This is a genomic window from Flavobacterium ranwuense (assembly GCF_004349315.1).
Taxonomy (GTDB): Bacteria; Bacteroidota; Bacteroidia; order Flavobacteriales; family Flavobacteriaceae; genus Flavobacterium; species Flavobacterium ranwuense.
Window position 1 is genome coordinate 62,948 of record NZ_SMLH01000011.1, and the last position, 21,601, is coordinate 84,548.

The 21,601-nt window shown below is 33.5% G+C and carries 26 protein-coding genes; 19 read left to right on the forward strand and 7 right to left on the reverse strand.

Annotation, left to right across the window (positions count from 1 at the left end):
• Positions 1-13: 13 nt before the first annotated feature.
• A complete protein-coding gene (gene ung, locus E0I61_RS15020) occupies positions 14-685 on the forward strand; it encodes a uracil-DNA glycosylase (protein WP_132072436.1) in 672 nt (223 codons plus the stop codon).
• Positions 686-857: 172 nt separating this feature from the next.
• Here ung and E0I61_RS15025 read toward each other — a convergent pair whose 3' ends face one another.
• The 5 genes from E0I61_RS15025 to porX all read right to left on the reverse strand — a co-directional run bounded on the left by E0I61_RS15025 (position 858) and on the right by porX (position 5,078).
• Positions 858-1,232 (reverse strand): DUF4258 domain-containing protein, encoded by a 375-nt coding sequence (locus tag E0I61_RS15025; protein WP_132072438.1) that lies wholly within the window; start codon positions 1,230-1,232, stop codon positions 858-860.
• Positions 1,233-1,268: 36 nt separating this feature from the next.
• Positions 1,269-2,468: an alanine dehydrogenase gene (locus E0I61_RS15030; RefSeq protein WP_165930236.1), complete on the reverse strand. Its 1,200-nt coding sequence runs from the start codon at positions 2,466-2,468 to the stop codon at positions 1,269-1,271.
• Between the two features lie 94 nt (positions 2,469-2,562).
• A complete protein-coding gene (locus tag E0I61_RS15035; RefSeq protein WP_132072440.1) occupies positions 2,563-3,036 on the reverse strand; it encodes a GNAT family N-acetyltransferase in 474 nt (157 codons plus the stop codon).
• A gap of 10 nt (positions 3,037-3,046) precedes the next feature.
• Positions 3,047-3,454, reverse strand: a complete 408-nt coding sequence (gene tsaE, locus E0I61_RS15040; protein WP_132072442.1) for a tRNA (adenosine(37)-N6)-threonylcarbamoyltransferase complex ATPase subunit type 1 TsaE — start codon at positions 3,452-3,454, stop codon at positions 3,047-3,049.
• A 70-nt stretch (positions 3,455-3,524) separates the two neighbouring features.
• Entirely contained in the window at positions 3,525-5,078 is a 1,554-nt protein-coding gene (porX, locus tag E0I61_RS15045; RefSeq protein WP_131997373.1) for a T9SS response regulator signal transducer PorX, read from the reverse strand.
• A gap of 553 nt (positions 5,079-5,631) precedes the next feature.
• Between porX and E0I61_RS15050 the strand changes: the two genes are divergently transcribed.
• The 7 genes from E0I61_RS15050 to E0I61_RS16615 all read left to right on the forward strand — a co-directional run bounded on the left by E0I61_RS15050 (position 5,632) and on the right by E0I61_RS16615 (position 8,820).
• The gene (locus E0I61_RS15050) at positions 5,632-5,916 is read left to right on the forward strand and encodes a tetratricopeptide repeat protein (protein WP_132072444.1); all 285 of its coding nucleotides are present in this window, start codon (positions 5,632-5,634) and stop codon (positions 5,914-5,916) included.
• Positions 5,913-6,137 carry a tetratricopeptide repeat protein gene (locus E0I61_RS15055; RefSeq protein WP_132072446.1) on the forward strand — a complete coding sequence of 75 codons (225 nt, stop codon included), beginning with the start codon at positions 5,913-5,915 and terminating at the stop codon, positions 6,135-6,137. Before E0I61_RS15050 ends, E0I61_RS15055 begins: the two co-directional genes overlap by 4 nt.
• A 28-nt stretch (positions 6,138-6,165) precedes the next feature.
• Positions 6,166-7,251, forward strand: coding sequence for an acyltransferase family protein (locus tag E0I61_RS15060; protein ID WP_132072448.1), 1,086 nt, complete (start codon positions 6,166-6,168; stop codon positions 7,249-7,251).
• Between the two features lie 281 nt (positions 7,252-7,532).
• On the forward strand, positions 7,533-7,904 hold the full coding sequence (locus E0I61_RS15065) for a VOC family protein (protein ID WP_132072542.1): 372 nt from the start codon (positions 7,533-7,535) through the stop codon (positions 7,902-7,904).
• Positions 7,905-8,015: 111 nt separating this feature from the next.
• On the forward strand, positions 8,016-8,246 hold the full coding sequence (locus E0I61_RS15070; protein ID WP_132072450.1) for a toxin-antitoxin system YwqK family antitoxin: 231 nt from the start codon (positions 8,016-8,018) through the stop codon (positions 8,244-8,246).
• 65 nt (positions 8,247-8,311) lie between these two features.
• Positions 8,312-8,461 (forward strand): hypothetical protein, encoded by a 150-nt coding sequence (locus E0I61_RS16350; RefSeq protein WP_165930237.1) that lies wholly within the window; start codon positions 8,312-8,314, stop codon positions 8,459-8,461.
• A gap of 26 nt (positions 8,462-8,487) precedes the next feature.
• Positions 8,488-8,820, forward strand: coding sequence for a lysoplasmalogenase family protein (locus tag E0I61_RS16615; RefSeq protein ID WP_394346071.1), 333 nt, complete (start codon positions 8,488-8,490; stop codon positions 8,818-8,820).
• Positions 8,821-9,161: 341 nt separating this feature from the next.
• On the opposite strand, the gene E0I61_RS15080 is transcribed toward E0I61_RS16615, so the two are convergent.
• A complete protein-coding gene (locus tag E0I61_RS15080; protein ID WP_132072454.1) occupies positions 9,162-10,073 on the reverse strand; it encodes a bifunctional metallophosphatase/5'-nucleotidase in 912 nt (303 codons plus the stop codon).
• A gap of 164 nt (positions 10,074-10,237) precedes the next feature.
• Positions 10,238-11,017, reverse strand: a complete 780-nt coding sequence (locus E0I61_RS15085) for a 5'-nucleotidase C-terminal domain-containing protein (protein ID WP_132072456.1) — start codon at positions 11,015-11,017, stop codon at positions 10,238-10,240.
• Positions 11,018-11,064: 47 nt separating this feature from the next.
• Here E0I61_RS15085 and E0I61_RS15090 point away from each other — a divergent pair, with 47 nt between their 5' ends.
• From E0I61_RS15090 to coaE, 11 genes are all read left to right on the forward strand, one after another.
• Positions 11,065-11,583 carry a DUF6913 domain-containing protein gene (locus E0I61_RS15090; RefSeq protein ID WP_132072458.1) on the forward strand — a complete coding sequence of 173 codons (519 nt, stop codon included), beginning with the start codon at positions 11,065-11,067 and terminating at the stop codon, positions 11,581-11,583.
• Between the two features lie 7 nt (positions 11,584-11,590).
• On the forward strand, positions 11,591-12,478 hold the full coding sequence (gene dapA, locus E0I61_RS15095; protein ID WP_131997352.1) for a 4-hydroxy-tetrahydrodipicolinate synthase: 888 nt from the start codon (positions 11,591-11,593) through the stop codon (positions 12,476-12,478).
• A 129-nt stretch (positions 12,479-12,607) separates the two neighbouring features.
• Positions 12,608-13,402, forward strand: a complete 795-nt coding sequence (locus E0I61_RS15100; RefSeq protein WP_131997349.1) for an outer membrane protein assembly factor BamD — start codon at positions 12,608-12,610, stop codon at positions 13,400-13,402.
• Between the two features lie 8 nt (positions 13,403-13,410).
• Entirely contained in the window at positions 13,411-13,728 is a 318-nt protein-coding gene (locus E0I61_RS15105) for a DNA-directed RNA polymerase subunit omega (RefSeq protein ID WP_026709525.1), read from the forward strand.
• 8 nt (positions 13,729-13,736) lie between these two features.
• Positions 13,737-14,948, forward strand: a complete 1,212-nt coding sequence (gene coaBC / locus E0I61_RS15110) for a bifunctional phosphopantothenoylcysteine decarboxylase/phosphopantothenate--cysteine ligase CoaBC (protein ID WP_132072460.1) — start codon at positions 13,737-13,739, stop codon at positions 14,946-14,948.
• A gap of 76 nt (positions 14,949-15,024) precedes the next feature.
• Positions 15,025-15,909 carry a type IX secretion system protein PorD gene (porD, locus tag E0I61_RS15115; RefSeq protein WP_132072462.1) on the forward strand — a complete coding sequence of 295 codons (885 nt, stop codon included), beginning with the start codon at positions 15,025-15,027 and terminating at the stop codon, positions 15,907-15,909.
• A gap of 54 nt (positions 15,910-15,963) precedes the next feature.
• Positions 15,964-17,616 (forward strand): DNA repair protein RecN, encoded by a 1,653-nt coding sequence (gene recN / locus E0I61_RS15120; RefSeq protein ID WP_132072464.1) that lies wholly within the window; start codon positions 15,964-15,966, stop codon positions 17,614-17,616.
• Between the two features lie 95 nt (positions 17,617-17,711).
• Positions 17,712-18,902 (forward strand): enoyl-ACP reductase FabV, encoded by a 1,191-nt coding sequence (gene fabV, locus E0I61_RS15125; protein ID WP_131997337.1) that lies wholly within the window; start codon positions 17,712-17,714, stop codon positions 18,900-18,902.
• A 117-nt stretch (positions 18,903-19,019) separates the two neighbouring features.
• The gene (locus E0I61_RS15130) at positions 19,020-19,829 is read left to right on the forward strand and encodes an enoyl-ACP reductase FabI (protein ID WP_205728763.1); all 810 of its coding nucleotides are present in this window, start codon (positions 19,020-19,022) and stop codon (positions 19,827-19,829) included.
• 121 nt (positions 19,830-19,950) lie between these two features.
• Positions 19,951-20,952 (forward strand): glycosyltransferase, encoded by a 1,002-nt coding sequence (locus E0I61_RS15135; protein ID WP_132072468.1) that lies wholly within the window; start codon positions 19,951-19,953, stop codon positions 20,950-20,952.
• Position 20,953: 1 nt separating this feature from the next.
• Positions 20,954-21,550 (forward strand): dephospho-CoA kinase, encoded by a 597-nt coding sequence (gene coaE / locus E0I61_RS15140; RefSeq protein ID WP_131997328.1) that lies wholly within the window; start codon positions 20,954-20,956, stop codon positions 21,548-21,550.
• Positions 21,551-21,601 lie beyond the last annotated feature (51 nt).

Consider the following 21,601-nt stretch of genomic DNA (forward strand, 5'->3'; position numbering starts at 1 on the left):
CAAAATAAATTACATGCAAATCAATCTCAATTCCTTTTGGCAATCTATTTTATCTGATGAAATTAAGAAACCCTATTTTCAGGATTTAATGGAAACTGTTGCAGAGGAGTACAAAAATCATACCTGTTATCCTCCCAAAGAATTGATTTTTGCTGCGTTTAACTATTGCAGCTTCAAAGATGTAAAAGTGGTTATCATTGGTCAGGATCCGTATCACGGTAAAGGCGAAGCCAATGGTTTGTGTTTCTCGGTAAATGATGGTGTCCGGATTCCGCCCTCGTTGCGCAATATTTTTCGGGAAATGAGTGATGATTTGGGGGCTATTTTCATGCCCACTTCCGGTAATTTAGAAGCTTGGGCAAAGCAGGGCGTTTTATTGTTGAATGCTTCGCTGACGGTTAGAGAAGACAATGCGAACAGTCATAAACACTTGAAATGGAATGTTTTTACCGATGCGGTAATCCAGGAAATTTCGCAAGAAAAAGAACATGTAGTTTTCTTGCTTTGGGGGAATTTTGCCCATAAAAAAGGATTAAAAATTGACCGAAACAAACATTTGGTATTAGAATCCGGGCATCCTTCGCCTATGAGTGCGAATCAGGGAAAGTGGTTCGGGAATAAACATTTTAGCAAGACAAATGATTATTTAAAACAAAATGGTTTAGAGTCTATAGAATGGTTGTAGTTATTAAACTATTTTTTATTTCTATTCGGATTTTATACAATGCTATATTTTTCTGAACCATTAAGGCATTAAGTTTCATTAAGTACAGTTTTAAGGTTTAATTTTCTTAATGCCTTAATGGTTTAAAAATAGTGTTTCATAAATTTTACTTTTGTTTAGATAAATCAAAAGTCTATTTTTTTATAATATCTTCTAAAACGGCTTTATCGGAGTAATTAATCACCTTCAAAGTAATCTCTTGGTTTTTGATTGTTTTTCCTTCGATGATATATAATTTTCCTTTTTTAAGTTCAATATTACTGTTATCAAAATCTACATCACCAAATTGTAAGGTGTTTTTTATATCAGAAGTGTCAATCCATTTTTCAGCCAAAACATGTGATGCTTTATCAGAATAATGGAAGGGTTTATTTCTCAAATCATTTAAGACTCTTGCATTTGGAAAATAATTACAACGGGTATCTTTACCACTAAAAACTAATGCTACAAAAAACAATCCTATAACTAGGCCTACTAAGTAATAAGCAAAACGATGTATAAACTTCATGAATTAAATTTTTGGCAAAGGTAGAAGAAAGTTTTCTTAAAAAACAATTAAATTAATGTCGTTGTTTGGTAAATCGTACCAATCGCCAATGGCACTATTTGTGAGGATTCCGTGGTACATATAAACGCCATTTTTCAATCCTTTATCACAACGAATAGCTCTTTCAATACCACCATCTGCGGCAATTTGCATCAAATAAGGTGTTATGATATTGCTTATGGACAACGAAGCGGTTTTGGAATATCGGGAAGGAATATTGGGCACGCAATAATGCAACACATTGTTTTTGATAAACGTAGGCTTCTCGTGTGAAGTCACTTCCGAAGTTTCAAAACAACCGCCGGTATCAATACTCACATCCACAATTACAGCGCCGTATTTCATGTGTTCGACCATGGTTTCTGTAACAATCACGGGACAACGCTCTTTTCCTCGCATAGCGCCAATTGCTACGTCACATCGTCTCAATGCTTTCAATAAAGATTTTGGTTGTATGGTAGAAGTAAAAATACGCTGATTCAAATTATTCTGTAAACGGCGTAATTTTGTAATAGAATTATCAAAAACTTTGACATTGGCACCTAAACCAATAGCGGTTTTAGCGGCAAATTCTCCAACAGTTCCTGCGCCCAGAATTACAACATCGGTAGGAGGAACACCTGTAATATTCCCAAATAATAATCCTTTTCCAAATTCATTGGTAATCATCAATTCGGCAGCAATTAAAATGGAGGCTGTTCCGGCAATTTCGCTTAACGATTTCACTGCAGGATACGTGCCGTCTTCATCTTTTATATATTCAAAAGCAAGAGCGGTAATTTTCTTTTTTGTCAAAGCCTCAAAATAGACTTTCTTTCGGGTTTTCAATTGTATGGCTGATATTACAATCGTTTCAGGATTCATCATTTGAATTTCGGTAAGCGTTGGCGGCTCTACTTTCAATATCATCGGACAACTGAAAACTTTCTTGGTATCACTGGTAACTTCGGCACCGGCATCACAATATTCTTTATCTGTATAACTGGAATTTAGTCCTGCGCCAGCCTCAATCATTACCCGATGCCCATGATAGGTCAGCGAGTTTACAGCGTCTGGAGTAAGACAAATACGGCGTTCCTGATAACTGGTTTCCTTTGGGACACCTATAAAAAGCTCGCTTTTTTTTCTTGCAACCTCAAGTTTTTCCTCTTGTGGCAATAGCTGTTGTTTTGTGAATGGAGTTATAGTAATTGACATTGCTGTTGTTAAATTAAGGGTACAATTTACGTAAAAACTTTTAAAAAAAGTGCATTATCCGTTTTGATAAATGTCCCCGCATTTAATGCTGAAATTAATTGGTTATTCTTTCCATTTTTATATCGGCTCTTTCATAAATACCATCTTCCAAAGGCACTTCTGTAAAACCAAATTTTTCATACAAATGAATCGCCGGAAGTAATTTCCTGTTCGAATATAAAATCAGCTTTTCAATTCCTTTTGCTTCAGTAACAGCAAGGCAATGCAGCATCAATTTTTTTCCAACTCCCAAACCTTGAACACCATCCGTTACCGCCATTTTGCTCAATTCATAGGTCGTGTTATCAATTTTCATTAAGGAAACGGTACCTACGATGGCATCATTGTATTTAGCATAAAAAATCATTCCGCCTTTGTCTATAATTTGACCTTGCGGATCCGAAAGCACGATTTCGTCTTTGGGTTCCACCTTGAAATATTTTTTCAGCCACTCCAGGTTTAAGGTTTTTATGGGTTCTTTTAAAGCGGCTGAATAAGGTATGATTTCTACAATATTTTCTAAACTCATAATTACTTTTTTAACTTAATGCTAAAGAACGTTTTCCATCAGGAAGCAGTGAAATAGTTATAACCGAATGGGTTTCAGGAATCAAATTTGGAATCTTCTCGGCCCATTCTATAAAACACCAATTGCCGGAATACAAATAATCGTCAACACCCATGTCCAAAGCTTCTACTTCATCATTCAGCCTATAAAAATCAAAATGATAAACTAGTTGATTGTCATTAGCTTCGTATTCATTAACTAAAGAAAAGGTTGGGCTGCTTGTAGCGCCTGTTACGCCAAGCGTTTTACACAATTCCTTGATCAAAGTCGTTTTTCCTACGCCCATTTCCCCATGGAAAAGAATCACTTTTTTGGAGTTATGCGCAATAATTTGTTTGGCTACTTCTTCGAGTTGGTCCAAAGAAAAAATGATATTCATAATTTTAAGTGTTCAGTGTTCAGTAATTAGTGTTCAGTGCTTTTGTTTTTCTGCAAACTGACCACTTTTTTTATTTTGGGTTAAAAACCAAAAAAGGAATAATCATTTCTTCCAATGAAATTCCACCATGCTGATATGTGTTTTTGTAATAACTCACATAATGATTGTAGTTGTTGACATACGCCAAAAACAAATCATTTTTTGCAAAAATATAAGAACTGCTCATATTTATGGTAGGTAATCCAACATTTTTTGGTTCTTTTACCGCATAGACATCTTTGTGCTCGTAGGTCAAACTACGTCCTGTTTTGTAACGTAAATTCAAACTGGTGTTTTTATCACCCACCACTTTCGATGGATTTTTTACGTTTATCGTTCCGTGATCAGTAGTCAAAATCAATTTGAAACCCATTTTTTGAGCCTGTTGAATGATTTCTAACAGTGGAGAATTCTTAAACCAGCTCAATGTCAGCGAGCGATACGCTTTATCATCGGAGGCAAGTTCTTTCACGACATCCATTTCTGTTTTGGCATGAGAAAGCATATCCACAAAGTTGTAGACTACAGTGACCAAATCATTATTCTTTAAAGCTTTAAAACTTTCGACCAGTTTTTTACCGCCGGCAAGACTCGTAATTTTAAAATAATCTTCCTTGATATTCAAACCCAATCGTTTCAATTGTGCCGTCAAAAACTCTGCTTCAAAAAGGTTTTTTCCTCCTTCTTCCGGGTCATTTTTCCAATATTGAGGAAACTGTTTTTCCATTTCAAGAGGCGTTAAACCAGAGAAAATAGCGTTTCTCGCATATTGCGTAGCCGTAGGCAAAATAGCGTAATACGGAACCTCTTTTTCCAGTTTATAGTAATTTCCCACTACGCTTTCAAAGGCTTTCCATTGGTCGTAACGCAAGTTGTCAATCACTACAAACAAAATAGGTTTGTCTTTTTTCTTGAGTTCAGGAAGCACTAATTCTTTGAATAACGTGTGCGATTGAACCGGTTTATCCGCTTTTGGTGCAAACCAATCCTCGTAATTACGCTCTATGAATTTTCCAAATTGCGAATTGGCTTCTGTTTTCTGGGATTCCAAAATTTCCACCATGCTCTGATCGTCGATATTCTCCAATTCCAGTTCCCAAAAAATCAATTTCTTATACAGCTCAATCCAGTCCTCATAGGAATTCACCATCGCCATTTCCATGGTGATTTTTCTAAATTCCTTCTGATAATCCAACGTTGTTTTTTGCGAAATCAATCGGGAATGATCCAGATTTTTCTTCAAACTCAACAAAATCTGGTTTGGATTCACGGGTTTAATCAAATAATCGGCAATTTTAGAACCTATGGCTTCCTCCATAATGTATTCTTCCTCGCTTTTAGTAATCATAATCATAGGAACCGAAGATTTTTTCTCCTTCATTTCTGACAAGGTTTCCAAACCGCTCATTCCAGGCATATTTTCATCCAGGAAAACAATATCAAAATTGTTTTCCTCAAAAATTGCAATCGCATCCAGCCCGTTGTTACAGGTAGTTACCTCGTAATTTTTCTTTTCCAGAAATAAGATATGTGGTTTCAAAAGGTCGATTTCATCATCCACCCAAAGTATTTTTATTTTATCCATAATTGTATAAACAAGTGTTCTAAAGTACAAAATTAAAGTGCCAAATTACATTTTTTTGTAACGGCTACCTGCTAATATTATGATAATTTTTTAACACACTTACACTACATTTTATAAAATTACAATTCGCTTTATTTCAGTTTTGGGCGTGACCCATCCTGCGTAAACTCCGTCCGGGTCGGGCTGTACGCTGTATCTTTCCTTTTTAAAGAAAAAAGGAAAGGATGCCGTTTCTATCCCTCACGCACTTGCGAGAACGAGTTATTTTTGAAACCACTATTTTTAAGTAAGAAAAATTTCGAAAAATAAAAGATGTGTTCGATAACTTGTAGTTGTTTTTTTATATTTTCGTGTAAATAACAATAATCTGATATTTGTTAGAGCGTGTGATCCAAATTCGGGTCGATTGGGATGATTTTATCAGATTTAATATATTCAAGTTAGCAACTATATCATCAAACTTTTGTTTTATGAATAAGAATCGAATTTTTAAAATTGTATAATAGCTATTGCAGGAACAATTGTCCCTCTTCTTCTTCTCATTGCACTATCAATGATTATATATGGGCAAAATTTTCCTTTAGTAAAATTCCATTATTGGAAAGGCTTCATTGAACAACGAAATGGAAATTTAGATAGCGCAATCGAAAGTTACGATAAAGCAACTGAAATAGATAATAAATATCCGACAGCTTACATATCACGTGGAAGTGCATATCTAGACTTAAAAAAATATGATAAAGCAATCGCTAATTATACAATGGCGATAAAGTTATCTCCAGAAAATGAAGAGCCGTATGCATACAGAGGAAGAGCTTATTATGAATTGACAGTTTGAAAAGTTTCAAAGATGATTTTGAAAAAGCAGTTAATTTGAATAAAGATTTTGGATATGCCTATTCAAATAGAGCGCTTCTAAAATATACTAAATTGAATGACAAAACTGGCGGTTGTGAAGATTTGAAAAAAGCAGCCAAATTAGGCGACGAAGATGCAAAAGTTCATCTAAAGGATGGTGTTTGCGAAGATACCCCCGCTCATAACCACAAACAGAATTGAAATAAAAATAAAACACTAATAATAAATTATGGCAAAAATTGATACCGAGATTTTAAAGACAAAACAACATTTTGAAATGCTTGATGGATTAAGGGGACTAGCCGCTTTGGCTATTGTCATTTTTCATTTTATGGAAATTGTTTATTTGCCCAACAAAAATTTTATTGCGCATGGTTTTCTTGCTGTTGACTTTTTCTTTTGTCTATCCGGATTTGTAATTGCTTATGCCTATCATCAGGATCGCATTGAAAAAATGGGACTTGCGGCGTTCTTTAAGACAAGGCTAATCAGACTACATCCTTTGGTTATTTTTGGTTCGGTATTGGGTTTGCTAGCTTTTCTTTATGACCCTTTTAGCAGTCATCCTGAAACCTACGAAGCCGGTAAATTGATTCTAATATTTCTAAGTTCCGTATTTCTAATTCCTTTTCCGGGTATGCCGGATCGTTATTTTAACTTGTTCGGTTTAAATGCGCCAGCCTGGTCGTTGTTTTGGGAGTATGTTGCCAATATTCTGTATGCACTTTTCCTTTACAAATTAAGCCGTCGTTCCCTCTTTTTATTAACCGTTTTTGCAGCAGCAGGACTCTGTTTTGCCAGCAGTCGTGCGGGAGGTTCTTTGCTGGGCGGATGGAGTGGAGAAACATTTTGGGATGGTTTTGCCCGTATTTCCTATTCTTTTTTAGCCGGAATGTTGATTTTTCGTTCCAATTGGATTATTAAATCAAACATCGGTTTCCTGGGCTTATCTGTATTATTGTTGTTAGCGTTTTTAATGCCTTTTACGGAAGAATGGAATTGGCTGACGCAACCTTTCGTGGTATTGTTTTATTTTCCGTTATTGATTGCATTGGGAGCCGGAGCCAAGCTAACCGAAGGATTTAGAAAAATCTGTATTTTCTCCGGAAAAATATCTTATCCTTTATACATGACGCATTATGCTGTGATGTGGATATTTGCGAACTATTATACGACCTACAAACCGGAAACGACTGAGCTGTTTTTTATCGTCACAATAGGAACACTGTTGTTAGTTGGCTTCGCTTATTTGACCATGGTTTTTTATGATATTCCAATCCGAAAATATTTAACGGATAGAAGAAAGAAGGTTTAGTTTATTAATACAGTTATTTCTAATTTAGATACCTGATTGCTCAAATAGGTAAGCGGTTCGATTATGAACCTTGACAGGAAACTATTAGTTGCAAGCAAAACCAGCGAAACGATTAACATTATAAACAGTTTGAAATGAAAAAGAAAACAGTGTTAATTATAGGGTTTCTAATTTCATTTGGACTTGGTTTCTATATGAATATTTTGGTTTCAAATAAAAGCGACAACAAGAGTGAGATTAAGCAATCAAATAATAAAAATAACATTAAAAAAGAGGAAAATATGAAATTAGGAGCGTTTTCATTGAGTCTTAGTGTCAAGGACATTCAAGTATCACAACAATTTTATGAGAAGCTGGGGTTTTCAGTATTTGCCGGTGGTTTAGAAAAAAATTATCTTATAATGAAAAATGAGAATTCACTAATCGGGCTTTTTCAAGGAATGTTTGATAATAATATTTTGACTTTTAACCCAGGCTGGGACGAGAATGTTAACAACATCACAAAGTTTGACGACGTTAGAGAAATTCAACTGGAACTAAAAAACAAAGGTCTCAAAATAGACCCTGAAGTGGATGAGAAAACTTCTGGCCCCGCTGGTTTTATGATAACTGATCCGGACGGAAATGTTATTTTGATTGACCAACATCGTTAATTTATTTTCACACTATTAAAGTTGAAATATATCTTTCGATTCGATAATAGAAATACTTTTCGTATTTATAAATAGAACCCATTTTCCATCCAAAAATATAATTAAATTCAAATGTTAGATAAAAAATACTGCGTAAGCGGACAAATTGCCCATGAGTTAGTTGGGGATGAATTAACTTATTTTTTTAAAAATGGAAAAGTAAAAGGAAAAGGTACTTTTATAAATAGACTGATGGAAGGAGAGTGGCTGTTTTATCTAGAAACTGGGCAACTTTGGCAAATTGAAAATTTCAAAAACAGCAAGAAAAACGGTTCTTTTATTCGGTATGATAGAAACGGCTAAGTAGAATATCAAGAGACTTTTGAGAGCGATGTTACTATTCAGCCTTGAAACAGGCGTTAAAGTCAATGGAAAAAAGGGATGGTTCTGGACTTTTCAAAACCGAAAACGGGGCGCAATTCTATGCTGTCATTCGTTCAGTAACAGATACCTGTATCAAAAACGGACAAAATGTTTTAGCTGCTTTTAAAACTATTGCTGTATTGCAATCTGAATAGTTACAATTGATTTAATAAAAGGAAGAATTTTTTTATTTTCTTTTATAGGGGATGTTTTTATCTTGATGAGCGACAATAATTTGGAAGTAGGTTCAGTACTGAGTTTTTTGACCGTTTATCTGCTGTTTATAATTCATTTTGTTAATGGGTTCAAAAAATTAAAATTTAATAAAACGGATGTTTTATCCATACTAAGTGTAATTCTTGTAATGCTCATTTTATCAATTGCTATTTTGAGTTTGCAATTTGAGAAAATGAAAACAGATTTTTTAATAATTATAATTTACAGTATGATATTGGGTATACTAATTTGTATTTCGGTTGTAAATCATATTACAAAAGCAATTATGCTTTTTTGAATTTGGTGTTAATGTCAACTTGTTTTTTGCTTTCGGATGTTTTTTATGTTCTAAATGGTTTTTATCTGTCACTTTTTACCTTTAGTTTAATTGAAATAATAGCACAGGTGTTTTTGTATTATTTTATGGTCAATTATTTTATTGAGAATGATAAGTCCTTAAAAAGAAATATGCTTGTCCATAACTAATACCAATATATTTAATTTTGTCATTTCTACGAAGGAGAAATCTCATTAGTTGCTCTCGTTATGTGATTTCTCCTTCGTAGAAATGACAAAACAGCTAAATTTTATTTATAAGATGTGATTTGGTACAAGTAAACGATAATCACAAAAAAAAAACTATACAACAATCGATTTCCCCTCAAAAGCTTTTGCTTTATCGTTATCCAAATAAAAATCAATTCTTCCCAGATTTATACCGTAACAACCCACTTGGTTTACTAGAACTTCTTTGCCGGCAAGATTTTTTACAACAGTAGGCTTCTCTAGAAAAGTGTGTGTATGTCCACCAATAATCAAGTCAATATCCTGAGTAAGTTCGGCTAATTTTAAATCACATATTTTATTAGGTTCGTCTCTGTATTTATACCCTAAATGAGACAAGCAAATGACTAAATCACAATGTTGTTCTTTTTTTAAAATCCGAACCATGTCTTGAGCAGACTCGATTGGATTGTTATAAACGGTTTCTTTATACATTCCTTTATCGACTAAACCAGCAAGCTCTATTCCAAGACCAAAAACACCAACTTTAATTCCATTCTTGTTGAATATTTTATACGGTTTTACAAAACCATCCATCACGGTGTTTTTAAAATCGTAGTTGGCGGATAGGAACTCAAATTTAGCATGTGGCATTTGCGCATGCAAACCTTCAACCCCATTATCAAAATCATGATTTCCTATGGTAGAAGCATCGTATTGCATCATACTCATCAATTTGAATTCTAATTCTCCGCCATAATAGTTAAAATAAGGCGTTCCTTGAAAAATATCGCCCGCATCCAGCAATAGTACATTTGGGTTTTCTTTTCGTATCGTTTCAATCAAGGCTGCTCTTCTCGCCACGCCACCCATATTTGCATTTCTGGGATGATCCGCAGGAAATGGATCTATATAACTGTGTACATCATTTGTATGTAAAACTGTCAAGTGTTTTGTTTTTGAAAACTCAAAACTGCTCAACGATACACCTAAACCTAATAAAGCTGAACTCGCAGCTGTTTTTTCAATAAATTCTCTTCTTTTCATTTTATATTTTTTGGAGCTATTTCCCGCTGTCCGCTGTATCTTTATGTTTTTAATGAAAAAACATAAAGGATGTAGCTTCCATCAGGTCTAGGGCTATGTGCTTATGGTGTTGTTATCTAGTTGTTTAAAGCAGAGTGTTGCTGCTCAGCACGGAATAATTATTTTTATTCAACCGTAATTCGAATGTCACTGATCACAGGAATTGTATCTACTTCTTTAAAATAATCAATAAGAATATTTCGTAGTTTATAGTCTAAGTCAAATTTCTGAACCCCTTTTTTAAAGAAATTCATGTTGTCTCCGCCATTAGACAAATAATCATTGGTTCCTACATAATAAATAGTCTCTTTTTGAACTGGTTTTCCTTGTACTAATATGTTTTTTGGAAGATTGTTTTTGTCAATGGTAAACGTTACTCCAGTTAGCGGATGTGGTTTTTTTTCAGCGATAAAGTAATCGACCATTTCAAGAATTTGTTCTCCTTTTAAAGCAATCACAACCAAACTATTTTCAAAAGGCATAATTTCAAAAGCCGTTCTTGCAGTTACATTTCCTTTTGGAAGTATAGAACGAATGCCCCCGCTATTAAGCAAACAAATATCGATGTCCTTTTTTTCTCTGGCTTGAAACACAATATTTCCTCTCATCAAAGTAACATCAGCCATCAAATTACCAATTGTAGTTTGCCATTTGCCTGTGCTTTTATCTAATGTTTCCGGGCAATAAGCCAGAACGCTGTCTAAATCTTTGTTGATGTGTTCTCTGTATGGTTTTATGAAGTTCTCAATTTGAGGAACTTGATTTTCCTTTTCAGTGATTGGAATTCGTTTGCCTTCTATTTTAGTAACGTAGTAATTTTGTTTGCTGCATGAGGCAACAAAAAAAAATGTTAAGAATATAACAAAAAGTTTAGAAACATCGTTATACTTTTTTAGATTTACCATTTTAAATGTGACTTAATTAAGTAATTTTGTAATCAAGTAAAAGTAATATGTTTTTGAATTATATAAAGAATTATTTTGTAAAAAAAACATTAAAAAAAAGCTTTCAAAATTTAAAAAATATTGAGTCAGTTAATGTTGTAAAAACAATTGGTTTACTGGTTGATGCCACTCGTTTTGACCAAACGGAAGCATTGATTGCAGCGTTAACAGCAAACGGAATCACACCAAAAAATATAACAACAATTCTTTATAGAGATAAATTTAAGAAAACAGCAGATAAAAAATTTCCGGTATTTAATTCAGGGCATTTAAAATGGAGTGGAGAAATTTCTTCTCCGGAAGTAAATGATTTCATCAATAAAAAATTTGATTTGTTAATCAGTTATTACGACATAGAAAAAGCAATTTTATTAAAAATTAATCATGATTCAAAAGCGCAATTCAAAGTCGGTTTTTCATCAATAGACAAAAGATTAAATCATTTTATGATTAAAACGGATGTCGACAATTATACACTTTTTGTAAGTGAACTATTCAAATATTTAAAATTATTAAACAAAATATAAATATAATATGCAATCATTAATAGGTACTGGTGTTGCTCTTGTAACCCCATTTAAAGAAGATTTTTCAATTGACATCGAAGCATTAAAAAGAATCGTAAATTTTTCAATCGATGGAGGAATTGAATATCTTGTAGTATTGGGTACAACTGCAGAAAATGCAACATTGTCTCAAGACGAAAAAGAATTAGTTATTAGTACCGTAATCGAGGCTAATAATGGAAGTTTGCCATTAGTACTTGGAGTAGGAGGAAACAACACTTTAAAAGTGACAGAAGAGTTGAAAACAAGAGATTTGTCTCAATTTGCGGCAGTTTTATCGGTTTCGCCGTATTATAACAAACCCACTCAGGAAGGTATTTACCAACACTTTAAAGCAGTTGCTGAAGCATCGCCAATTCCTGTAATTTTATACAATGTTCCGGGAAGAACAGCCAGCAACATGCTGCCTTCAACCGTTATACGCTTGGCTAATGATTTTGAAAATATCGTTGCAATAAAAGAAGCAGCAGGAGATATTGTTCAAGCCATGCAATTATTGAAAAACAAACCAAAAGATTTTCTCGTAATTTCAGGTGACGATATGATTGCTTTGCCGATGGTTTTGGCTGGTGGATCAGGCGTTATATCTGTAATTGGGCAAGGTTTTCCTAAAGAATTTTCTGAAATGATTCGATTAGGTTTGAATCGTAAAGTGGATGAAGCATTCAAAATGCAATACCTTTTGGCGGATTGCATTGATATGATTTTTGAGCAAGGAAATCCGGCAGGAATCAAACAAGTGTTTCTATCACTGGGAATTTCAGAAAACACAGTGCGTTTGCCATTAGTAAAAGTTGATGATTCGCTCGCAAGCAGAATCGATCAGTTTGTCAAAAAAGTCAATAAACAAGGATAAAAAAAAGAGTCTTTTTTTAAACAAAAAATATATTTTGAAGTCGCTAAATTAATAACTAAATTTGCCACCGAAACTTCGGTATGATTTTATGGGTTGTTTCAACCAAGAAATCATAAAAAAAGTAAAAAAATGAAAAAAATCATATCTCTATTGCTTCTTGTAGCTTTATTCAGTTCTTGTGGTGAATACCAAAAAGCATTAAAAACCGAAGATGTTGCTGTTAAATTTGAAATGGCCACTAAATTATACGACGCAGGGAACTATTCTAAAGCGATTCGTATTTTTGAACAAATTGCTCCAGCTTACAGAGGGAAGCCTCAAGCGGAAAAATTGTTTTACATGTTTGCTCAATCCTATTACAAAACAAAACAATATTACTTGGCAGGTTATCAATTTGAAAGCTTTGTTTCGGGATATCCAAAAAGTGAAAAATTACAGGAAGCAGCCTATTTGGGAGCAAAAAGCTACTCTATGTTATCTCCTGTTTATAGTTTAGATCAAACAGATACCACAAAAGCATTAGATAAATTGCAATCATTCATAGATAATTATCCTAATTCAGAGTATTTGGCAGAAGCGAATGCGACCGTAAAAGTGCTTAGCGAAAAAATAGAGAAAAAAGTTTTTGAAAATGCTAAAGGATACAATACAATTTCTGATTATAAATCAGCGATGGTTGCGTTAGATAACTTTGTAGCGGATTATCCGGGAACACCATTCAAAGAAGATGCTTTATACTACAAGTTAGATTCAGCCTATCAATTGGCTATTAATAGTATTCCATCAAAAATGGAAGAGCGATTAAATGTTGCAAAAACAGCCCAATCGAACTTGATTAAGTTTAAAGCGGATACGAAATACAAGCAAGAAGCAAACGAAATGTTAGCTCGAATAGATAAAGATTTACAAAAATTTACTAAATAAATAAAGTCATGGATTTAAAAAAGACGAATGCTCCAGTAAATACAATAACATACAACAAAACTGTTATTGAAGAACCTACTGGTAATGTGTATGAAGCGATAACCATTATGGCTAAAAGAGCAAACCAAATCAATTCTGAAATTAAAAAAGAATTGACTGAGAAATTGGAAGAATTTGCTACATATAATGACAGTCTTGAAGAAGTTTTTGAAAACAAAGAGCAAATTGAGGTTTCAAAATTTTACGAAAAACTACCTAAGCCACACGCTTTAGCAGTTCAAGAATGGTTAGATGGTAAAATCTACCACAGAGATTCAAATAAATAATAGTTACTATGTCAGTTTTAAGCGGTAAAAAAATTCTACTAGGAGTTTCTGGTGGAATTGCAGCCTATAAAACAGCCACATTAGTACGACTTTTCATAAAAGCAGGTGCACATGTCCAAGTGATAATGACACCTGCTTCTAAGGATTTTGTAACTCCTCTTACATTATCTACGTTATCCAAAAATCCTGTACATTCCAGTTTTTATAATCAAGACGAAGAAAATGAAAAATGGAATAATCATGTTGAATTAGCACTTTGGGCTGATTTGATGGTTATTGCTCCTGCAACAGCAAATACTTTGTCTAAAATGGCAAACGGTACTTGTGATAATCTTTTGATTGCAGCCTATTTATCAGCAAAATGTCCGGTGTATTTTGCTCCTGCAATGGATTTAGACATGTATAAACATCCTTCTACAATCGCTAATTTCTCTTCTCTGACTCAATTTGGTAATGTCATAATTCCTGCCGAAAGCGGTGAATTGGCAAGTGGATTATCCGGTGAAGGAAGAATGGCGGAACCTGAAAATATTGTAGCTTTTCTGGAAGCAGATTTAAACAGTAAATTACCTCTTAAAGGAAAAAAAATATTAATTACTGCCGGTCCCACATACGAAGCAATAGATCCTGTGCGTTTTATAGGAAATCATTCTTCGGGTAAAATGGGTTTTGATATAGCAATTAGCGCTGCAAATCTAGGTGCTTCGGTGATTTTAGTTTCGGGACCTACACATTGTAAAGTTTCAAATCCATTGATTAATGTGATTAATGTTGTATCTGCAGAAGAAATGTATGTGGCTTGCCATCAGTTTTATGCCGATGTGGATGTTGCGATTGCTGCTGCGGCCGTTGCGGATTACAAACCTAAGTATGTTGCACAACAAAAAATAAAAAAAGCTGCTGATAATTTTACAATAGAACTCGAAAAAACGAAAGATATATTAGCTTCTTTGGGTGAACTAAAGAAAAATCAGTTTCTGATAGGTTTTGCTTTAGAAACAGAAAATGAAATTGAAAATGCGACCTTGAAAATTCAGAAAAAAAACTTAGATTTGATTGTTTTAAATTCGCTTCAAGATCAGGGTGCTGGTTTTGGTAAAGCAACGAATAAAGTTACCTTTATTGATAAATATTTCAATATTGAGCCAATGGAATTGAAATCGAAAGAAGCTGTTGCTGATGATATTCTAGAAAAGGTGAAAGTACATTTTGTGAAATAGGGTAACGGATTGTAATAGAAACGCTATGTGGTGTTTGAATTACAGATAACCGTTAAGAAATAATACAAATCTACAGATGAATAAAATAATTATTTTTTTTCTGCTTTTTACTTTTGGGCTTACGCAAGCGCAACAATTAAACTGTACGGTAACGGTTGATTCACAAAAATTGAGTGTTACAAATCAGCAAGTTTTTAAAACCTTACAAACTTCAATAAGTGAGTTTGTAAATAAAACGGATTGGACGGGACAAACGGTTAAGCAAAACGAAAAAATTAATTGTTCGATGTACATTACCGTTTCTTCGAATAGCTCAGATCAATTTACTGCAACTATTCAAGTACAATCTTCAAGGCCTATTTTTAATTCCTCTTATTCATCTCCAGTATTAAATTACAATGATAAAGACTTTAATTTTAGATATACAGAGTTTGAAAATTTAATTTTTAGTCCTACTACATTCGATTCTAATTTAATTTCTGTTTTGGCTTTTTACAGTTATATGATTTTAGGAATGGATGCGGATACTTTTGTTTCCGAATCTGGGAATTCTTACTTTGAAACGGCTCAAAATATCTCAAATGTAGCACAACAAGGCGGTTCCAAAGGATGGAGTCAAACTGATGGAAACCAAAACCGTTACTTTTTAATAAACGATATTTTATCCCCGGCATTCAAACAAGTGCGACTATCCATGTTCGATTATCATACTGGTTTAGACCTAATGAGTAAGGATTTAAAAGCGTCTAAAGAAAAAATAAAAGGATCACTAATCGATTTGACTAAACTAAATGCTTCCAGACCCAACGCATTTTTAACCCGTGTCTTTTTTGATGCTAAATCAGATGAAATTGTTTCTATTTTTTCTGGTGGACCCAGTATTACAATTTCAGATTTAGTAGATAATCTGAATAAAATTTCTCCTTTGAATTCAAGTAAATGGATGCTGATAAAATATTAATTGATTTTCAATTTTTAGTTTAATCCAGCTTCACATCACAAAACAAGATAGTAAATGATAACGTCACTTTCGATAAAAAACTATGCCTTAATAGAAAAATTGTCAATCGATTTTTCAAAAGGTTTCTCAACAATCACAGGAGAAACCGGTGCAGGAAAATCAATAATTTTAGGAGCATTAGGATTGGTTTTAGGAAAAAGAGCCGACTTAACTTCTTTAAAAAGCAAAGAAGAAAAGTGTATCATTGAAGCTCATTTTGAAATTTCTAAGTATAATTTGCTTCCTTTTTTTGAGGAAAATGATTTGGATTATGAAAATGACACCATAATTAGACGTGAAATACTTCCTTCAGGAAAATCCAGAGCTTTTATAAATGACAGTCCTGTAAATCTTCAGGAATTGCAGGAACTGAGCTTGTTCTTGATTGATATTCATTCGCAACAGCAAACCCAAGAACTTTCGGATGAAAATGTGCAGTTCGAAATTATTGATGCAATTGCCAATAATAAAGAAACAATTCTGGAATATCAATCGCTTTTAAAAAGTTATAAATCGGATAAATCTAAATTGAATTCGCTGCTGAAAAGACAAAGCGAATCTAAGAAAGAGCAAGAATACAATACTTTTTTATTGGATGAATTAGTTGCGGCACAATTAAAATCAGGCGAACAAGAATCTCTTGAGGCTGATTTTGAAAAATTGAATAATGTTGAGATTATAAAAGAATCTATCGATAGGTCTTTGGCTATTGCCAATGAAGAACAAATTGGTGTTATGCATAATTTGAATGAAATCAAGGTTTCATTACAAAAAATCGCCTCTTTTTCGACTGAATATCATTCTTTGTTAGACAGGATTGCAAGCGTAACAATTGAGTTTGATGATATTTCGGATGAAATGAATCGCTGTTCCGAAAAACTTATTAATGATCCGGAGCAATTGGATTTAATCAGTCAAAAGCTTCAGGTAATTTTTAATTTGCAAAAGAAACATCAGGTTTCCTCTGTGGATGAATTACTGGAAATTCAAGCGAATCTTGAGAATTCAGTTTTAGAATTAGGCAATATGGAAGAAGAAATTGCTGTACTGACGGTTTCTATTGAACAAAAAACAGTTGAATTAGATGTTTTTTCGACTACAATTCATATTAATAGATTGGATTCGATTCCAGTTTTGTCTCAAAAGTTGATTACTATTTTAGAAACTTTGGGAATGCCAAATGTCCGCTTTAATATCGACGTTAATACTACTGAAACTTATTTCCAAAACGGAAAAGATGAGATTCAGTTTTTATTTTCGGCCAATAAAGGAACTGATTTCGGTTTATTGAAAAAAGTGGCTTCGGGGGGAGAAATGTCAAGAATTATGTTGGCTGTTAAGGCGATATTGGCACAATACTCAAAATTACCAACATTGATTTTTGATGAAATTGATACCGGTGTTTCCGGAGAGATTGCCATAAGAATGGGGGAAATCATGAAGGAAATGAGCCAGGAAATGCAAATTTTTGCTATCACCCATTTACCTCAAATTGCAGCAAAAGGAAATGCACATTTTAAAGTATTTAAATCAACTGTTGGCGAGGACACGCAATCTGAATTGAAGTTATTAAATGGAGAAGAAAGAGTTGTCGAAATTGCTCAAATGTTATCTGGAACTGTTGTTTCTGATTCGGCCTTAAATCACGCTAAAGCCTTGCTGAACTAATTATTTACTTTATATTTGTTTCCTTTAAAAGCAAGGCTTTTGCATCAGCAATAAAACGATTACACGAATAAATAAAAAAACGAATAACCAAGAGTATGATTATAGAACCTAGAATGAGAGGATTTATTTGTACGACATCTCACCCAAAAGGATGCGGACAAAATGTTAAAAATCAAATTGAATATATTAAATCAAAAGGACCTATCAACGGGGCTAAAAAAGTATTAGTAATTGGAGCTTCAACCGGATTTGGTTTAGCTTCGAGAATTACAAGTGCTTTTGGATCTAGTGCAGGAACTATTGGTGTATTTTTTGAAAAACCTCCAACAGAAGGTAAAACAGCTTCACCAGGTTGGTATAATTCTGCAGCTTTTGAAAATGAAGCTCATGCTGCGGGTTTATATGCAAAAAGTATCAATGGAGATGCGTTTTCGAATGAAGTAAAACAACAAACATTAGATCTTATAAAAGCTGATTTAGGGCAAGTGGACTTAGTAATCTATAGTTTAGCTTCTCCTGTTCGTATGCATCCGGTTACCGGTGTTTTGCATCGTTCTGTATTGAAACCTATCGGAAGTACTTTTACCAATAAAACAGTTGATTTTCATTCTGGTAAAGTTTCAGAAATTTCAATTGAGCCTTGTAACGAAGAAGAAATAGCAAATACCGTTGCAGTAATGGGCGGTGAAGATTGGGCTATGTGGATTGATGCTTTAAAAGCTCAAAATCTATTGGCTCCAGGCGCTACAACTGTTGCTTATTCTTATATTGGGCCATCATTGACTGAAGCCGTTTATAGAAAAGGAACCATTGGTCGTGCTAAAGATCATCTTGAAGCGACTGCATTTGCTATCACTGATAGTTTAGCTGGTATTAATGGGAAAGCATTTGTTTCAGTAAACAAAGCATTGGTTACACAAGCAAGTTCAGCCATTCCGGTTATTCCATTGTATATTTCTTTGTTGTATAAAATAATGAAAGAAGAAGGAATTCATGAAGGTTGTATCGAACAAATTCAACGTTTGTATCAAGAAAGATTATATACCGGAAATGAAATTCCAGTTGATGAGAAAGGAAGAATCCGTATTGACGATTTAGAAATGCGTCCTGATGTTCAAGAAAAAGTTGCTAAATTGTGGATTGAAGCTGTAACTGAAAATTTATCTGAAATAGGAGATTTAGAAGGATACAGAAAAGATTTTTATAATCTATTTGGCTTTGACGTAGAAGGAGTAGATTATAAAGCAGATACAAACGAAGTGGTAAACATCGAAAGTATTGCTTAATTCTATACTAAACTAAATATTTAGTTTCTGTAATGCATCTTAAATTTCACAATGGTTTATTCATTTCGAAATTTAAGGTGCATTATTTTTTTTAAAGAATTGACTTAAATTAATTGTATTATGTATAACTTATTAAAAGGAAAAAGAGGAATCATTTTCGGCGCTTTGGATGAAAATTCAATTGCATGGAAAACAGCAGAAAGAGTGTTTGAAGAAGGAGGAACTTTTGTTCTTACAAATGCTCCGGCTTCCATACGAATGGGAACAATTAATGCGCTGGCACAAAAGACAAATTCTCAAATCATCCCTGCTGATGCTACATCTGTGACTGATTTAGAATATTTAGTAGATCAAGCTATGGAAATTCTGGGCGGGAAAATAGATTTTGTTTTGCACTCTATCGGAATGTCTGTAAATGTTCGAAAAGGCAATCATTATACCAATCAGAATTACGAATACACCGAAAAAGGATGGAATGTTTCGGCTGTTTCTTTTCATAAAGTAATGCAGGTTTTATACAAAAAAGATGCCATGAACGAGTGGGGAAGTATCGTTGCGCTATCTTATATGGCAGCGCAACGCGTGTTTCCGGACTATAACGACATGGCGGATAACAAAGCGTTTTTAGAGTCTATAGCACGTAGTTTTGGTTACTTCTTTGGTAGAGATAAAAAAGTAAGAGTCAATACTATTTCTCAATCTCCAACACCTACAACGGCTGGTCAGGGTGTAAAAGGATTTGGCGGATTTATAAATTTTGCCGAAAAAATGTCACCTTTAGGGAATGCATCTGCTTTAGATTGTGCTAATTATACCCTAACACTATTTTCTGATTTGACCAGAAAAGTAACTTTGCAAAACTTATTGCATGATGGTGGTTTCTCAAATATGGGAGTAAGTCAGGAAGTGATGGAAATGTTTGAATAAAAAGCAGAAAATTATTTATAAAACCATCGATTAATAGTTGATGGTTTTTTTATGGATAAAGATTATATTTGTTAAAATTTTTTAAGTCTAAAAAACCTCTTTAATACCACATTTTTAATTTATGTTATTTTCCCTAATTATACCAGTTTACAATCGTCCAGACGAAGTTGATGAACTTTTAGAAAGCTTATCTCATTCAACGTATAACGAAATTTTTGAAATTGTTATTATTGAAGATGGTTCTTCCATAGTTTGCAAAGATGTAGCTCAAAAATATGGTGACAAATTGGATATTTCCTATTATTACAAGGAAAATTCAGGACCTGGAGATTCAAGGAATTATGGAATGAAAAAAGCCAGAGGTGATTATTTTATCATTTTTGATTCGGATTGTATTATTCCAAAGGAATATTTATCAGAAGTTGATAAAGCTTTAAAACAGAATTATGTAGATTGTTTTGGAGGACCAGATAAGGCTTTAGACAGTTTTTCGGATATACAAAAAGCAATTAATTTTGCGATGACTTCGTTTCTAACCACTGGCGGAATTCGTGGAGGTTCAGAAAAAATAGACAAGTTTCAGCCTAGAAGTTTTAATATGGGATTATCCAGAAAAGCTTTTGAAGCATCAAAAGGGTTTGGAAATATTCATCCTGGCGAAGATCCGGATTTGTCAATTCGTTTGTGGAATCTAGGTTTTGAAACCAAACTTTTCCCCAATGCATTTGTGTATCACAAGAGAAGAATTGATTGGGATAAGTTTTCTATTCAGGTAAATAAATTTGGAAAAGCACGACCAATTCTGAATAGTTGGTATCCAAAATACAATAAGCTTACTTTTTTCTTTCCTTCGGTATTCATAATTGGATTTTTTAGTTCCTTTTTATTAATGTTGATTTTTAATTTTGATTTGCTGCTTCAATTGTATTTTGTTTACTTTTTGATACTGTTTTTGGCGTCTTCCTATCAAAATAAAAGCTTAAAAATCGGGTTCTTATCATTGATAGCCGTTTGGAAACAATTTTATGGTTACGGAACGGGTTTTATAAAATCTTTTTATAAAATTATCATTTTGAAGCAAAAACCCCAAGAAGCTTTTCCTGAATTATTTTTCAAAGTTTAATATGACAAAAATAATTGGTTTAACTGGCGGTATCGGAAGTGGGAAAACTACCATTGCAAATTATTTTGAATCATTTGGTGTTCCGGTGTACATTGCTGATGACGAAGCCAGAAAAATCATGCAAACATCAGAAATTATTGGAGCCATCAAAAAGGTATTTGGCGATGCAATTTTTGAAAACGAGAAGTTGAATAGAGAAGAATTGGCTAAAATTGTATTTAGTAACCCTGAAAAATTAGAAAAACTTAACAATATTGTTCACCCTGCCGTAAAAAAGCATTTTGACCAATGGCTTTTACTGCACAAAAAAAATCCTTATGCTATTTATGAAGCGGCTATTTTATTTGAAAGTGGAGGTTATAAAAATTGCGATTTGATTATAACTGTCACAGCACCAATAGAATCAAGGATTCAGAGGGTTGTTGAGCGTGATAAAACGACACGGGAACTTGTTTTAAAAAGAATAAATGCACAATGGACTGATGAACAACGCATCTCAAAAAGCGATTTTATCATAGAAAATACTTCCTTAGAAACTACAAAATTGGAAGTTGTTAAAATTCTTAAAATTTTAAAGATTAAACAAAATGTGCTATAGGTGTTAATGTTTGGTTAATCTATTATTTAATATATTGTTAAAATACTAAAT